The sequence below is a fragment of the Haloplanus sp. GCM10025708 genome (assembly GCF_042663985.1).
Taxonomy (GTDB): Archaea; Halobacteriota; Halobacteria; order Halobacteriales; family Haloferacaceae; genus Salinirarus; species Salinirarus marinus.
In genome coordinates this window covers 265,336-278,212 of record NZ_JBHSZA010000011.1, presented here as the reverse complement: position 1 = coordinate 278,212, position 12,877 = coordinate 265,336, and the positions used below count along the sequence as shown (strand labels likewise).

At 66.7% G+C, this 12,877-nt stretch carries 14 protein-coding genes and 4 pseudogenes; 12 read left to right on the top strand and 6 right to left on the bottom strand.

All coding sequences use genetic code 11. From position 1 onward, the window contains the following. The first annotated feature begins 5 nt into the window (after positions 1 to 5). The 3 genes and pseudogenes from ACFQJD_RS04515 to ACFQJD_RS04505 all read left to right on the top strand — a co-directional run. Complete coding sequence (locus ACFQJD_RS04515; RefSeq protein ID WP_379800397.1) at positions 6 to 188, top strand: DUF7331 family protein; 183 nt, start codon at positions 6 to 8, stop codon at positions 186 to 188. 74 nt (positions 189 to 262) lie between these two features. Continuing rightward, on the top strand, positions 263 to 634 hold the full coding sequence (locus ACFQJD_RS04510; protein ID WP_379796453.1) for a DUF7322 domain-containing protein: 372 nt from the start codon (positions 263 to 265) through the stop codon (positions 632 to 634). A 25-nt stretch (positions 635 to 659) separates the two neighbouring features. Further along, positions 660 to 1,073: pseudogene (locus tag ACFQJD_RS04505) on the top strand (hypothetical protein); the annotation flags it as partial. Here ACFQJD_RS04505 and rad50 read toward each other — a convergent pair. The 4 genes and pseudogenes from rad50 to ACFQJD_RS04485 all read right to left on the bottom strand — a co-directional run bounded on the left by rad50 (position 997) and on the right by ACFQJD_RS04485 (position 5,632). Beyond that, entirely contained in the window at positions 997 to 3,723 is a 2,727-nt protein-coding gene (rad50, locus tag ACFQJD_RS04500; RefSeq protein ID WP_379796451.1) for a DNA double-strand break repair ATPase Rad50, read from the bottom strand. The pseudogene ACFQJD_RS04505 and the gene rad50 overlap by 77 nt on opposite strands. Continuing rightward, positions 3,720 to 4,958, bottom strand: coding sequence for a DNA double-strand break repair protein Mre11 (gene mre11 / locus ACFQJD_RS04495; RefSeq protein ID WP_379796449.1), 1,239 nt, complete (start codon positions 4,956 to 4,958; stop codon positions 3,720 to 3,722). Before mre11 ends, rad50 begins: the two co-directional genes overlap by 4 nt. After that, positions 4,955 to 5,347, bottom strand: coding sequence for a hypothetical protein (locus ACFQJD_RS04490; RefSeq protein WP_379796447.1), 393 nt, complete (start codon positions 5,345 to 5,347; stop codon positions 4,955 to 4,957). Before ACFQJD_RS04490 ends, mre11 begins: the two co-directional genes overlap by 4 nt. Before the next feature lie 25 nt (positions 5,348 to 5,372). Beyond that, positions 5,373 to 5,632: pseudogene (locus ACFQJD_RS04485) on the bottom strand (MarR family transcriptional regulator). 127 nt (positions 5,633 to 5,759) lie between these two features. On the opposite strand from ACFQJD_RS04485, the pseudogene pan1 reads away from it, so the two are divergent. After that, a pseudogene (gene pan1, locus ACFQJD_RS04480) lies at positions 5,760 to 6,976 on the top strand (proteasome-activating nucleotidase Pan1). A gap of 65 nt (positions 6,977 to 7,041) precedes the next feature. On the opposite strand, the gene ACFQJD_RS04475 reads toward pan1, so the two are convergent. Beyond that, positions 7,042 to 7,179, bottom strand: a complete 138-nt coding sequence (locus ACFQJD_RS04475) for a hypothetical protein (protein WP_379796445.1) — start codon at positions 7,177 to 7,179, stop codon at positions 7,042 to 7,044. Between the two features lie 74 nt (positions 7,180 to 7,253). Here ACFQJD_RS04475 and nth point away from each other — a divergent pair, with 74 nt between their 5' ends. Next, a complete protein-coding gene (gene nth, locus ACFQJD_RS04470; RefSeq protein ID WP_379796442.1) occupies positions 7,254 to 7,940 on the top strand; it encodes an endonuclease III in 687 nt (228 codons plus the stop codon). Positions 7,941 to 7,970: 30 nt separating this feature from the next. Here the strand turns inward: nth and ACFQJD_RS04465 are convergent, their stop codons facing one another. Then, a complete protein-coding gene (locus ACFQJD_RS04465) occupies positions 7,971 to 8,450 on the bottom strand; it encodes a DUF7321 family protein (RefSeq protein ID WP_379796440.1) in 480 nt (159 codons plus the stop codon). A gap of 117 nt (positions 8,451 to 8,567) precedes the next feature. Between ACFQJD_RS04465 and ACFQJD_RS04460 the strand changes: the two genes are divergently transcribed. The 7 genes and pseudogenes from ACFQJD_RS04460 to ACFQJD_RS04430 all read left to right on the top strand — a co-directional run bounded on the left by ACFQJD_RS04460 (position 8,568) and on the right by ACFQJD_RS04430 (position 12,707). Next, a complete protein-coding gene (locus ACFQJD_RS04460) occupies positions 8,568 to 9,389 on the top strand; it encodes a DUF7319 domain-containing protein (RefSeq protein ID WP_379796438.1) in 822 nt (273 codons plus the stop codon). A 57-nt stretch (positions 9,390 to 9,446) separates the two neighbouring features. Continuing rightward, a pseudogene (locus tag ACFQJD_RS04455) lies at positions 9,447 to 10,073 on the top strand (halocyanin domain-containing protein); the annotation flags it as partial. A 16-nt stretch (positions 10,074 to 10,089) separates the two neighbouring features. Then, entirely contained in the window at positions 10,090 to 10,476 is a 387-nt protein-coding gene (locus ACFQJD_RS04450; RefSeq protein WP_379800395.1) for a DUF7318 family protein, read from the top strand. Between the two features lie 44 nt (positions 10,477 to 10,520). After that, complete coding sequence (locus tag ACFQJD_RS04445) at positions 10,521 to 11,273, top strand: cytochrome b (RefSeq protein WP_379800393.1); 753 nt, start codon at positions 10,521 to 10,523, stop codon at positions 11,271 to 11,273. Between the two features lie 5 nt (positions 11,274 to 11,278). After that, the gene (locus ACFQJD_RS04440) at positions 11,279 to 12,049 is read left to right on the top strand and encodes a cytochrome bc complex cytochrome b subunit (protein ID WP_379796435.1); all 771 of its coding nucleotides are present in this window, start codon (positions 11,279 to 11,281) and stop codon (positions 12,047 to 12,049) included. A 24-nt stretch (positions 12,050 to 12,073) separates the two neighbouring features. After that, the gene (locus tag ACFQJD_RS04435; RefSeq protein ID WP_379796433.1) at positions 12,074 to 12,433 is read left to right on the top strand and encodes a DUF7315 family membrane protein; all 360 of its coding nucleotides are present in this window, start codon (positions 12,074 to 12,076) and stop codon (positions 12,431 to 12,433) included. Continuing rightward, positions 12,426 to 12,707, top strand: coding sequence for a DUF7314 family protein (locus ACFQJD_RS04430; RefSeq protein ID WP_379796431.1), 282 nt, complete (start codon positions 12,426 to 12,428; stop codon positions 12,705 to 12,707). Before ACFQJD_RS04435 ends, ACFQJD_RS04430 begins: the two co-directional genes overlap by 8 nt. The last annotated feature ends 170 nt before the right edge of the window (positions 12,708 to 12,877 follow it).

The following is a 12,877-nucleotide window of genomic DNA, read 5'->3' as shown; positions in this document are numbered from 1 at the left end:
TGACGATGTCAGAACACGCCGACGGAGGCCAGCGGGATAGCACGGGCATCGGACGTCCGGAGCGAGTAGACGGGTCGGAAACCGTCGAGTCCTACGAGGTCGAAAACGGGGTCGTCTTCTACGACTCGGAGAATCCCCTCGCGTGGATGGAGGCCTCGTCGACGGTGTTACTCCAGGAATACGCCTGAGTTCGGGCGTACGGTCGAGTTCAGAGCGCCCCGAAGCCGAACGTTTTTGCGCGCACGCGACGTCGATTCGTCCCGTGGCAGACGACTCACGGGCCGAACGGCCGTGGCCCGACGAACCGACCGAACCCGACCCCGAGCGTCGCTGGGGCGACCCGGAACGCGACCTGGTGCGGGTGCCGCGGACGCCCGAGCCCACGACGGACGAGGCGGACGCCGACGCCGAGCTACGGGAGGCGTTCTGGTTCAGCGTCGTCCTCGCCAACGTCGCCGTCGCGGGTCTCGCGCTCGGCCTGATGCTCGTCTACTTCCGTGGCATGTGGATCGCCGGCGGCGTCGCCGTCGCCGTCGGTGCGTTCGCCCTCTTCCGAGTCGCCCAGCACGTCCGCGCCTTCCGTGAACGACGCGCGGACGGCCAGACGGCAGACGAGGAGCAACAGAACGCCTAACCCCGTCGCGGCCCTCTACGCACCTATGCCGACAGTCCGAGACGACGCGGGCAACCGATACATCCTCCTCGAGCGGTCGGCGGAGTCGAGTCGCGTCCGCGACCCCGCGACCGGCGAGGAGCGCTCCCTCGCCAACGACCGACTCGCGTTCGCCGACGACGCCGCGCTCGACGTCGCGGCGTCGGCCGTCGACGACCCGATTCGGCGCGCCGTCACCGCCGTCCACACCGACCGAGCGCTCGGGCTGCTCCTCGAACTCGTCGACCGGGGGCCGACGTCGGTCCGGGAACTGCTCGACGCCTACGATCTCTGCGAGAGCGACCTGCACGGCCTGCTGACGGAGTTTCGTGCCGCCGGGCTCGTCACCGAGTGTCGCGTCTACGGCGAGCGCGGCTACGAGCCGACGGACGTGGCGACGGTCGCTGTCGATCGATTGCGCAGAGCGTCGCCGTCCGTTCGACCGACGACCGGTTGCTCGTCGAATCTTTCTCGACGCGGATCAGGTCGTCCGCCGCGCCGACGAGCTCTTCGTCGTGGCTGACGATGACAATCTGACTCACGCCGAGGTCGCGCATCTCCTCGACGAGATCCACGAGCCGGGAGACGTGGCCGGCGTCGAGGAAGACGGTCGGCTCGTCGAGGATGAGCGGCGGCATCGGTGCCGCGCCGTCGATGCCCTCCGCGAGCAGTCGGTAGATGGCACACCGGAGGCTGAGGTTGAACAGCGCGCGCTCGCCGCCCGAGAGCTGTTGGGGGTCGAGCGCCTCGCCGTCCTTCTGGAAGACGGTCAGGCCGTACTCGCCGTCGAGGCGGATGTGGGCGTAGGCGTCGTTGCCGTAGACCAGGTCGAACGTCTCGTTCAACAGGCGCTCGAGCGACTCGACGTTGCGCTGTCGGAGGTCCGAGCGCAGGTCGCCGTACAGCGTCTTCAGGTCTTCTGCCTCCGCGTGGAGCGACTCCAGGGCGGCCACGCGTTCCTGCTGGCGTTCGCGCGCCTCGCGGAGCGACTCCAGTTCCGCGAGGTCCTGTTTGACGCCGCCGATCCGTTCCCGTAGTTCGTCCTGGCGTTCGGTCAACGCGTCGAGTTTGTCCGTCACCTGTTCGAGGTAGGTTTCGGCCCGCTCTTTCTCCTCGCGTGCCGATTCGACCCGCTCCTCGTCGACGCTCTCGAGCAGTTCGTCGCGCCGGTCACGCTTCGATGCCAGTCGGTCCCGGCGTTCGTCGTTCAGGGCGGCCAGGTTCTCGCGTTTCTCCTCCAGACGGTCGATTTCGGCCTCGGCGTCGGCCACCCCCTCGCGCATCTCGTCGATGCGGTCCAGTCGTTCGTGTCGCGTTTCGACCGTTTCGAGTTCTGATTCGAGCGCCTCGACCGTCTCGCGTTTCTCCGCTCGCTCCGCCCGTTTCGCCTCGGCGGCCTCGCGTTGGTCGGCGGCCGCCGCGTCGAGTTCGTCGGCCGCCGCGTCGAGTTCGTCCGCTTGCTCGCGTTTCTCCGCGACGGCCTTCTCGCGTTCGGCGAGGAGGCGCTCCGCGTTCTCGCGTTTCGACTGCAGACGCTGGACCTCGCGTTCGCGTTCGCGCAGGCTCTCGGCCCGGTCGATGGCCGACTCCAGCCGCTCGCGTTCGTCTACGAGCTCCGAGAACCGGGACTGGAGTTCGGCGACGCGTTCGCGGTCCTCGTCGATGCCGTCGGCGTGTGGCGACCCCTCGACGGGCTGGCCACACTCGGGGCATCTGTCCTCGGCGAGGAGTTCCTCCGCCTCCTCGACCCGCTTTTTGGCCGCGTTCAGGTCGGCGCTCACCGCCGACTGGTCCTCCCGGAGCTCGTCGAGCTCCGACCGCAACTCCGCGAGGTGGTCCTCGGCGTCGCCGAACGAGATGGGCGCGTCCTCGAACGCCGCCTTCGCCGCCTCGACGTCGTCCGCGATGGCGTCGAGTTCCGCCCGCTTTTCCTCCAGCGTCGATTCGGCCGCCGAAACCTCCTCCCGGAGGTCAGCGGCGCGTTCGCGTTTCGTCTCCGCGCGTGACGCCTTCTCCTCGGCGCTGTCGGCCAGATTCGACGCCTGATTTTCGAGGGCCTGCGCCGCCATCCGGGCGTCGGTCAGTCGTTCGCGGAGGTCCGACTCCCGGTCGTCGAGTTCGGACCGCCGGGCGGCCACCGCGTCGGCGTCCGTGGCTTCGAGGTCGGCCGCCCCGGCCAGCGAATCGAGTTCCTCCCGGCGCGTCTCGATCCGCTCGCGGCACGCCGCGATTCGTTCGCGCAGGCGTTCGCGTTCGCGTTCGTCCTCGCTGACGGTCGCTTCGAGGTCCTCGATATCCTCGGTCAGCGACTCCAGTTGCTCCCGGCGGCGGTCGTACTCCGCCAACACGTCTTCGGCGTCTTCGAGCGTCTCCCTCGCCTGGTCGCGGTTTTCCTCGAAGCGATCGACGTCCGCCTCCACCTCGGCCAACTCGCTCTCGAGGGCGTTCAGCCGTTCGTGGAGGTCCGCCGCCTCCTTGGCCTCGACCTGTGAATCGAGTTCGGAGAGGCGACCGCGGGCGTCGGCGAGGACGTCATTGACGCCGAGTCGGGCCGCCGCCGCGCGTTCGCGGTACTCCTCGAGGCGGCCGAGCTGTAACAGGTCGTCGATCATGTCCTGTCGCTGGCCTGGCGTGGCGTTGATGAGTTTGTTCACCTCGCCCTGCCGGACGTACGCGCAGTTGACGAACGCCTCGGCGTCCATCCGCAGGAGGTCGGTGACGAACCGCCGGACGTCTCGCGCGCCGTCGACGGCGACGTCGGGGCCCGAGAGCGTGCAGGTGGCGGTCTGCGTCCGGTCGCCCGACCGCCGCAGGCGGCGCTCGACGTGGTACTCCGCCCCGTCGTGGGTGAACCACAGGTCGATTTCGGCCTCGTCGCTCCCGTTCGTAATCACGTCGTCGAGGGTGCCGTCGAGCGCCTTCGACCCGTAGAGCGCGAAGAAACACGCCTCCAGGAGCGAGGACTTGCCGCTGCCGTTGAGGCCGTGGATGACGGTGACGCCGTCGCGCAGGGACAGGTCGGCGTCGGCGTACGGCTTGAAGTTCCGGAGGCGGACGCGTTCGAACCTCACAGGTAATCCTCCATCGACACCTGGCCGTCCGTCCCGGCCGCGTCGCCCTCGGCCGACCCGTCGCCGGTGCCGTCGGTATCGGCGTCCGTCTCGGCCGCCTCGAACGCCTCGGGGTCGTCGAGGGCGTCCTCGATCCGGTCTCTGACGCGTTCGCGGACGGCCGAGTCGGCCGCCTTGCTCTCGCGCACCGTCTCGTCGATGTCCCGCGCGAGCGACGAGAGGCCCATCTCGCGGACGCGGTCGGCGACGGCCGCGTCCGGGTCGGCAAAGCGGACGTCGGGGACCGCCTCGTCGACCGGGTCGAACTCCCGGCGGTCGGTCACGCGGGCGAGCAGCGCGCCCTCCTCGCTCGCGACGTCCTCGACGGCGGCGGCGGTCACCGGGTCCCCTTCGCCCGTCACCTCGACGACCGCGACGGCGTCGGTCAGGTCGTGCTGGCGGACCTGTTCGCGGACGCGGTCGACGCCCTCGCCCTCGCCGAGGTCGACGTCGACGAAGACGAACGGGCGGGTGTCGAGCGAGCGGCGACGGACGTCGACGCCGGCGGGGGCGTCCTCGGGGCCGTCGGCGTCGGCACCGAACTCGACGACGTTGTAGCCGCGGGCCTCGCGTTCGTCGGCGCTCGCGCGTTCGGTCGACCCGCAGTAGGTGACCCACGTCCCCTCCACGACGGCGGTGCCCGGGGCGTGGTTGTCGCCGAGGAGGACGGCGTCGAAGTCGACGGTCGACTCCCGGAGGACCGTCTCCGTCTCCCAGTCGGCGTGGGCGAAGGGCGTGAAGAGGCCGTGGGAGACGAGAGCCGCGTAGTCGGCGTCGTGCGGGTCGAAGGCGTAGTCGAGGTCGTCGCGGCGCGAACGCGGGACGTGGTCGAGGCCGTAGAACGCCGTGTTTCCGAGGACGTACGGGGCCGCGCCGAGGCGGGTCGCGAGGCCAAGGCTGGAAAAGAGGTCCAGCCACTGGCCGCCGCGAGTGGACTCGTGGTTGCCGACGACGGCGAGGAACGGAACGCCGGCGTCGTCGAGGCGGCGAAGCGCCGAGAGCGTCCCGAGGAGGTCCTGCAAGTCGGGGCGTCGGTCGTGGAACAGGTCCCCGGCGTGAACCACGGCGTCGACGCCCATCTCGACGGCGTCGTCCACCACCGCCTCGAACGCGTCGAGGAAATCCGCCCGTCGCTCCGGCGAGTGGTACTGTCGATACCCGATGTGGGTGTCGCCGGTGTGAATCACCCGTGTCATTCGTCCGGACGTTGTCTATCGCGGCCTAAAACCGTTCCGCGAGCGGAGCGAAAGTGATCGGCGGCCGACCCGTCACGGGGTCCGGGAGCTGTGCGCTCGGTCGTCGTCGTCGAATCGGCAGTCTCGACGGCCGCGCGGCGATAGCGCTCGATCCGCGCCAGTGCCTCCCGACCGGCCGTCGCCGCCGCCTCGTCGTCGCGTCGCGCCGCCGCCCGAATCGCCCGTCGCAGTCGGACCACGCCCCCGTCGGCGGCGAACGCCGCCGTCGCCGTCACGTCGTCCGCGGCGCTGCTCGCCTCGTCGATAGGTCGACGATACGCGGGCGTCGCTCCCGGATCGTCGGCAGCGAGCGACGCGAGCGCGTCTTTCACCGTCGCCGGGTTCGCCACACCGGCCGTTGCCGCGCTCTCGGGGTTAAACCTTCAGGGAGTAGATGCGCTTGCGGGCGTCCGAAAACGAGAAGCGTGCCTCGACGACGTCCTCCTCTTCGAGTCGGGTGAGCGCGTACCGGACCGTCCGCGGGGGAGGAGCGTCTCCTCCGCGAGCTGGCTCTGTGTGAGCGTGTCGTTGTAATCGAGAACCTTCGCCACCAGTTTCGCGCTCGGAGGGAGGTCACGGACGGCCTCCCAGCGGTCCGTGACGCCTTCCGCGTCGACTACCTCGGTCGTGCTCATGCGTACGCTACAGTGGGGGATACGGGGTAATAATATTTGTTATCCAGATATATGCATTTAGGTAATATATAGCGGCGGAGTTCACCCGACCCGAAGCCTCTTATGAGTCTCCCGCTTAACGACGGTGATGACCGACACTGTGGACGACGTCGATATGCCTTACGACGAGGAGGCGGCGTCTCAACAGGAAAAGATCGAGGCTCTGCGGGAGCGCCTCGGAGTTCTCGAGGACCAAAACGAGGAGATGCGGGACAAACTCCTCGACGCGAGCGCCGAGAACAACAAGTATCAGCAGAAGCTCGAACGCCTCACCCACGAGAACAAGAAGTTGAAACAGTCCCCGCTGTTCGTCGCGACGGTCCAGGAACTGACCGACGAGGGAGCGATCATCAAACAGCACGGGAACAACCAGGAGGCGTTGACCGAGGTCACCGACGAGATGCGGGAGGACCTCGAACCCGACTCGCGGGTCGCGGTCAACAACTCCCTCTCGATCGTCAAACCGCTCGACAACGAGACTGACGTGCGCGCCCGCGTGATGCAGGTCGAACACAGCCCCGACGTGAGCTACCAGGACATCGGCGGGCTGGAGAGCCAGATGCAGGAAGTCCGCGAGACCGTCGAGATGCCCCTCGAACATCCGGGGATGTTCGAGGATGTCGGCATCGACCCGCCGTCGGGCGTCCTCCTCCACGGCCCGCCGGGCACGGGCAAGACGATGCTCGCGAAGGCCGTCGCCAACGAGACGGACGCGACGTTCATCAAGATGGCCGGCAGCGAGCTCGTCCACAAGTTCATCGGCGAGGGGCGAAACTCGTCCGCGACCTCTTCGAGGTCGCCCGCGAGAACGAACCCGCGGTCCTCTTCATCGACGAGATCGACGCCATCGCCTCGAAGCGCACGGACTCGAAGACGTCCGGCGACGCCGAGGTCCAGCGGACGATGATGCAACTGCTCTCGGAGATGGACGGCTTCGACGAGCGCGGCGAGATCCGCATCATCGCCGCCACCAACCGCTTCGACATGTTAGACGAGGCCATCCTCCGGCCCGGCCGCTTCGACCGCCTCATCGAAGTGCCCAAACCCGACGAGGACGGCCGCGAGATCATCTTCCAGATCCACACCCGCAACATGAACGTCGCCGACGACGTCGACTTCGACGTCCTCGCGTCGATGGCCGAGGACGCCTCCGGTGCGGATATCAAGGCCGTCTGTACCGAGGCCGGGATGTTCGCCATCCGCGACGATCGCACCGAGATCTACATGCGCGACTTCGTCGAGGCGTGGGAGAAACTCACCGCCGACGGCAACGTCGACGACGGCGGGACCCGCGCGTTCGCCTGACGGCGGTCGTCTCGACCGACGTCGGACCGCTCGTTTCCGAGTCTGCTTCTCGCGCCCGCGCGTCGTCAGTAGAACGCCAGAAAGAGCAAAAACGGGACGACGAACAGGACGACGAACATCGCGGCGAGGACGAGTCCGTATCCGGCCAGCGTTCCGGCGGCCGCCCGCCACGAGGCGTGGTCGTAGTCGCTCGCTATGGACATACTCGTTGCTCGGCTACCGGAGGCTTAACGGTTGCTTTCGAACCACTCAAACCGGCCCGGGGAGAGCCACGACTATGGGGACGCCACTCGACACGCGCGAAAAGCAGGTCGCGGAGGTACTCGACAGGCTCTACGACGCCTACCCCGACAGCACCATCTCGCTGAACTTCTCGACCCGACTCGAACTGCTCGTCGCCGTGATGCTCTCGGCGCAGTGTACGGACGAACGGGTGAATCGGGTGACGGCGGACCTCTTCGGGAAGTACCAGTCGGCGGCGGATTTCGCCGACGCCTCCGTCGACGAACTCGCGGAGGACATCAGTTCCATCACCTACTACAACAACAAAGCGGAGTGGATACAGAGCGCCTGCGAGACCATCGTCGAGGAACACGACGGCGAGGTACCGGACACGATGAGCGAACTGACGGATCTGACGGGCGTCGGGCGCAAGACGGCGAACGTCGTCCTCCAGCACGGCCACGACGTCGTCGAAGGCATCGTCGTCGACACGCACGTTCAGCGGCTCTCGCGTCGCCTCGGTCTGACCGAGGAGTCGACGCCCGCGAAAATCGAGCGGGATCTGATGGACGTCGTCCCCGAGGAGGACTGGCAGCAGTTCACCCACCTCTGTATCAGCCACGGACGGGCGACCTGTACCGCGCGCAACCCCGACTGTTCGGACTGCGTGCTCGAAGACGTCTGTCCGTCGTCGAAGCTCGACCACGAGGTCGACCTCGCCAGCGGCGAACCCTGGCCATAGCGACGCCGACGGCGGCGATCGAGACCGACCTCAGAAGACGTAGAGGATGAGATAGCGGTAGATGCCGACGAGGTACGCGCCGATCCAGAAGAGGACGTAGCCGAAGACGCCGACGCGGAGCCGGCCGCGCCACGCGCCCATATTCTCGTGGAGGTCGTTCAGATCCAGGTCCTGGTCAGGGTTGTGATAGAGATCGGCCGCGTACTTCGCCTGGAAGATGCGGACGATGCCGGTGAGAGCGAACACGAGCAGGGCGTAGGCCTGCAGGCCGAGGACGGCGTGGAGCGCCGAGAGGCCGCCGAGCTGATCGAGGAGGCGGGGCATCATCCATCCGACGACGGGAACCGTGTTCAACACGAGGCCGGCGAAGATTATCTGCAGGTGGTAGACGAGGCGGTCCCACGTCACCACCTCGGCGTCGATGACGACCCACGCGCCGTAGATGTAGAACGGGAAACTGGCGGTGACCATCAGCGCGGAGGTCGTCGCGTAGGCGGCCTCGCTTACCATCGTCGTCGGTTGGGAGAGGACGAATATAATGGGTCCGGAACGCACCAGAGACAGGTGAGACGCACCGCGTGACGGGAGGTCGGAAAGCGTATACCCCTGTGGCGTCAACTGGCGACGATGGCAGACCCGTCACCCACGTCGGCTGACGGGACCGACGTCGACGCGTCGGGGGACGGCTCCCCGACGGCCGACGGCGGCGACGCCGACGACATCGACGCGCTCAGACAGTCGGTCGAGGAGAAGTACGACTTCGAGAACTTCGGCCCGAGCGACATGGCCGAGATGACCGCCGAGGAGTGGGAGGCGGCGTTCGACCCCGAGTCGTGGATAGTCGGCGCTGAACTCCTCGACCGCGTTGAGAAGGAACTCAAAGGGCGCATCGCCACGCGCGACGTGTTCGCGACGCTCGAACGCGTCGAGGCCGACGGCGAGACGCGCTTGCTGGCGTACTCCGACGAGGGGTACGCCCTCGTCTACCCCGACGGGAGCATCGAGGGGCGCGGAACCGTCCTCCGGGACGTGAAACCGACCGTCGCGCTCTGTTCGATGGACGACTACGAGGTCCCGGAGCCACCGGCCGACTTCGAATTGCCGGACCCCGAGGACGTCGTCGCGGGGTCGGGCGGCCTCGGCAACGCGATGCTCCAGGTCGTCGCGGCGGCCCAGCTCCTGGCCGGTGTCGGCCTGCTTGGCGTCTGGCTGTTTACGGACATGCTCCCCTCGTCTGGCGGCGTGATGAACCTCGTGCCGCCGGTGGCGTCGCTGTTTTTCGTCGCCGTCGGCCTCTTCCTGTTCGGCGTCGTCGCGAACGCGCGACTCTCCGATCGCTTCCGGGCGCGGGAGTATCGCGCCCGCCTCCGAGCCATGGGTCTCGAAGACGACGAACGCCCCGAGTTCGTCCCGTCGCTCGACGCCGCCGAGAACGAAGGGACGGAGTGAGGCCCGGAGAACGGAGAGTCGGTGGGTTTATGCGAGTCCCATCCCGACAGCCAGTGTATGAAGAGGCGGGACTTTCTACGGGTCGCCGGTGGATCCGCCACCGCCGGGGCAGCCACGGCGGCGGCATCCGGGACTGCCGCGGCCCAGTCTGGTTTCGGCGGCTGGATGAGTAACGTCGGCAACTACAGCGAGGTGTCCGACCAGACCGGCAAGAGCGAGGTGACGGTCAGCGTCGGTGCCGAAGGCAACGGCGGCAACTACGCCTTCGCCCCGCCGGCAATCCAGGTCGATCCCGGAACCACGGTCGTCTGGGAGTGGACCGGGAAAGGTCAGAGCCACAACGTCGTCGCCGAGGAAGGTGCGAGCTTCGAGAGCGAACTGACCGCCGAAGCCGGCTTCACCTTCGAACACACGTTCGAGTCGGAAGGCGTCGTCAAATACTACTGTCAACCGCACGAAGCCCTCGGCATGAAAGGCGTCGTCGTCGTCGGCGCGATGCCGAGCGGTGGTGGCGGTGGCGGCGGTGGCGGCGAAGGTGGTGGCGGCGGCGGGGAGAAGGAACTCGAAGAGCTCGGCGTCCCGATCCAGGCACACTGGGTCGGATCGGCAACGATTCTCGCCATCATCGTCACCATCGTCTACACCTTCTACATCCTGAAGTACGGCGAATCACCACACACCGGAACCGGGAGGAGAGTAAATGTCGACCAGTGGAAGCACGTACGGAGACATCCACCGATACGAACCGGCACGAGAGAGCACCGCGGCCGCGATCGGCATCGTCCTGTTGACCGTCATCGAGGTGGTGTTCGTGTTCATGTTCGCCTACGGCCTCGTTTCGGGCTGGGCGCTCACGGACATTGGGAACATGTTCCTCGGCGGCATCCTCACCGTCATCTTCGTCGACCTCGCGTTCGTCCTCGCGCTGTACCGCAAGGAGTTCCTCCCCGACGTCGTCATCGTCAAGAAACGGCGTCGCAAGTGGGAGGACCTCTACGTCCGCGAGGAGGACGCCGACGGCGAGACCATAGGCGGCGGCATGGGCGACGCCATCAAACGCGCGGTCTACCCCTACTACAAGAGGTGAGCCATGAGCCTGAGAAAAAAGACGAACACGACCACGAGGGCTGGATGAAGTCGAGAGACCTCACGCCGGTCGAGACGACGTATCTCACTGCCCTGATGTGGCTCGACAGACGGTTCCGCATCGTCGACTATCTGGAACTGCTGGAGACCCTCTACTACCGGGTCAACCTCCAGATGCCGAAAAGCCACACCGAACAGTACGACCTTGACAACAAGTTCTGGTACTGGTATCCGCTGTACGCGCTGGGGTCGTTCTCGACGCTCGCGTACGTCGTCGCCGCCATCAGCGGCGCGTTACTCGGGTTCTACTACTCGCCCGCGACGACGGGCGATCCGAGCACGGCGTACAACTCCATCGCGTTCATCATGCGCGACCTCCAGTTCGGCTTCATGCTGCGGTCCATCCACCGCTGGTCCGCACAGGTGATGGTCGCCGCGGTGTTCCTCCACATGCTCCGGGTCTACTTCACCGGCGCGTACAAGGAACCGCGCGAGCTCAACTGGATCCTGGGCATCATCCTCATCAGCCTGACGATGGTGTTCGGATACACCGGCTACCTGCTGCCGTGGGACCAACTGGCCTTCTGGGCCGGACAGATCGGCGTCGAGATGTCGCTGTCGATCCCGCTGGCCGGCGAGTGGATCGCCCAACTGCTGTTCGGCGGCTTCTCGCTGACGCAGGCGACGCTCCAGCGGATGTACATCATCCACGTGTTCCTGCTCCCGTTCGTGGTGACGACGCTCATCGCCATTCACATCGGCATCGTCTGGGTGCAGGGCATCGCTGAACCCCACTAAGAACCATGACCGACAACCAATCCACCACGGACGAAACGGACGCTCGCACCGACGGTTCGGGCATCGTCGCGCCGGACGACGAGACGCCGACGTGGAGCGAACGCAAAGAGCGGCGACAGGGGCTCGCGCAACTCACCTACGAGTACTTCGAGCGCTCGCGCCGCGAGGACCAGGATCTGCGACAGGAGTCGAACTACGTCGAACGCGACGTGCTCGCGTTCCCGACGTGGCCCCACGAGACGGTCCGTAACCTCTCGATCGCGAGTTTCTTCATCGGGATGATGATGTTCCTCGCGTCGACGATGCCGCCGCACATCGGCCCGCCCGCGAATCCGGGTTCGACGCCGGCCATCATCCTGCCCGACTGGTATCTCTACTGGTCGTTCGGCCTGTTGAAGCTCGGCCCGCTCAACCCCAACCTCTCCATCATCGGCGGACAGAAACTGATGGCCGACCGGACCTACGGCGTCCTCGCGAACGTCGTCGTCGTCGGCATCATCGCCATCGTACCGTTCCTCAACAAGGGGTCGGCCCGACGTCCCGTCGAACAGCCCTTCTGGGCCGCCGTCGGGATGACGGGCGTCGTCTTCGCCTTTACCATCAGCGTCTACTCCGCGAAGAACCTGCTGCCCATGAACGTCAATCTGGCGTTTGACCTGACGTTCCTGCTCCCCGTCGTCGCCGGCTGCGTTACCTACGCCGTGCTGAAGACGATGCGCGAGGGGTACATGTACGACCTGAACCGCCGGTACTACCGGCTCCGGCCGCCGAAATAGCCGCGTTCACGGTATCGCCTTCTCATGTCTGATTCCGACGATTCGACGTCTCGCTCCGACGAGCGCGACGTAGTCGTGCCGATGCGCGTTTACAAGACGGTCATCGTCTTCTCGACGCTCGTCGCCGTCGTCTGCGTCGTCGTCGGATTCGTCCTGCTCGACGCCGCGACGCTCCAGTTCAGCCTCCTCCGCCGACTCGTCGTCTCGCTGCTGACCGCCGTCGGCGTCTCCGTCGCACCCAACGTCCTCAGCGCCGTCTTCGCCGTCGTCGGCCTCGCCGTCATCGCGTTCGGTGCCGGCGTCTACGTCCTCGGGACGAGATTCCGCGCCCGCGGAATGGGAAACGCTCAAGAGGAATCCGACGAACACTCCAACAATGGCTGACGAATTCGTCAAGGGACTGAGCCTCTTTACGGGCGCGGGACTCCTGTGGATGACCCTCGCGGGATGGTATCGGACGAGCAGTTTCGAGAGCACGCAACAGCTCGTCGAACCGGTCACCATCGACCTCGGGAGCGCGGGCGTCTTCAACACGCTCGGCGTGACGCTGATGGACGTGTTCTTCTGGCTCGCCCTGCTGGGCCCGCTCGCGTTCTGGGTGCTCATCCCCGCCGGCCGGCAGGCCCGGTCGGCCATCGAGAACCGACGCAACGCCTGACCGTCTCCGTCCTGCAGGGCCCGCGCACGGCGCGAGCGCCGCGCTGGATTCCGCGTTCGGCAGCGAAACGAATCACGTTGGTCGAGGTCGGTGAGACCGCTCGTGTTTCCGGGGAGCGTGTCGACCGTGAACTGTCCGCGAAGACCGTGACGCCGGGCGTGACCGAAGCG

What these genes read in the sequence shown, in the direction of transcription:
- ACFQJD_RS04515 (WP_379800397.1), top strand. Translation starts at nt 6, where the DNA reads ATGTCAGAACACGCCGACGGAGGCCAGCGGGATAGCACGGGCATCGGA.
- mre11 (WP_379796449.1), bottom strand. Translation starts at nt 4,958, where the DNA reads ATGACACGGGTGATTCACACCGGCGACACCCACATCGGGTATCGACAG.
- ACFQJD_RS04475 (WP_379796445.1), bottom strand. Translation starts at nt 7,179, where the DNA reads ATGTCCATAGCGAGCGACTACGACCACGCCTCGTGGCGGGCGGCCGCC.
- nth (WP_379796442.1), top strand. Translation starts at nt 7,254, where the DNA reads ATGGGGACGCCACTCGACACGCGCGAAAAGCAGGTCGCGGAGGTACTC.
- ACFQJD_RS04465 (WP_379796440.1), bottom strand. Translation starts at nt 8,450, where the DNA reads ATGGTAAGCGAGGCCGCCTACGCGACGACCTCCGCGCTGATGGTCACC.
- ACFQJD_RS04460 (WP_379796438.1), top strand. Translation starts at nt 8,568, where the DNA reads ATGGCAGACCCGTCACCCACGTCGGCTGACGGGACCGACGTCGACGCG.
- ACFQJD_RS04450 (WP_379800395.1), top strand. Translation starts at nt 10,090, where the DNA reads ATGTCGACCAGTGGAAGCACGTACGGAGACATCCACCGATACGAACCG.
- ACFQJD_RS04445 (WP_379800393.1), top strand. Translation starts at nt 10,521, where the DNA reads ATGAAGTCGAGAGACCTCACGCCGGTCGAGACGACGTATCTCACTGCC.
- ACFQJD_RS04440 (WP_379796435.1), top strand. Translation starts at nt 11,279, where the DNA reads ATGACCGACAACCAATCCACCACGGACGAAACGGACGCTCGCACCGAC.
- ACFQJD_RS04435 (WP_379796433.1), top strand. Translation starts at nt 12,074, where the DNA reads ATGTCTGATTCCGACGATTCGACGTCTCGCTCCGACGAGCGCGACGTA.
- ACFQJD_RS04430 (WP_379796431.1), top strand. Translation starts at nt 12,426, where the DNA reads ATGGCTGACGAATTCGTCAAGGGACTGAGCCTCTTTACGGGCGCGGGA.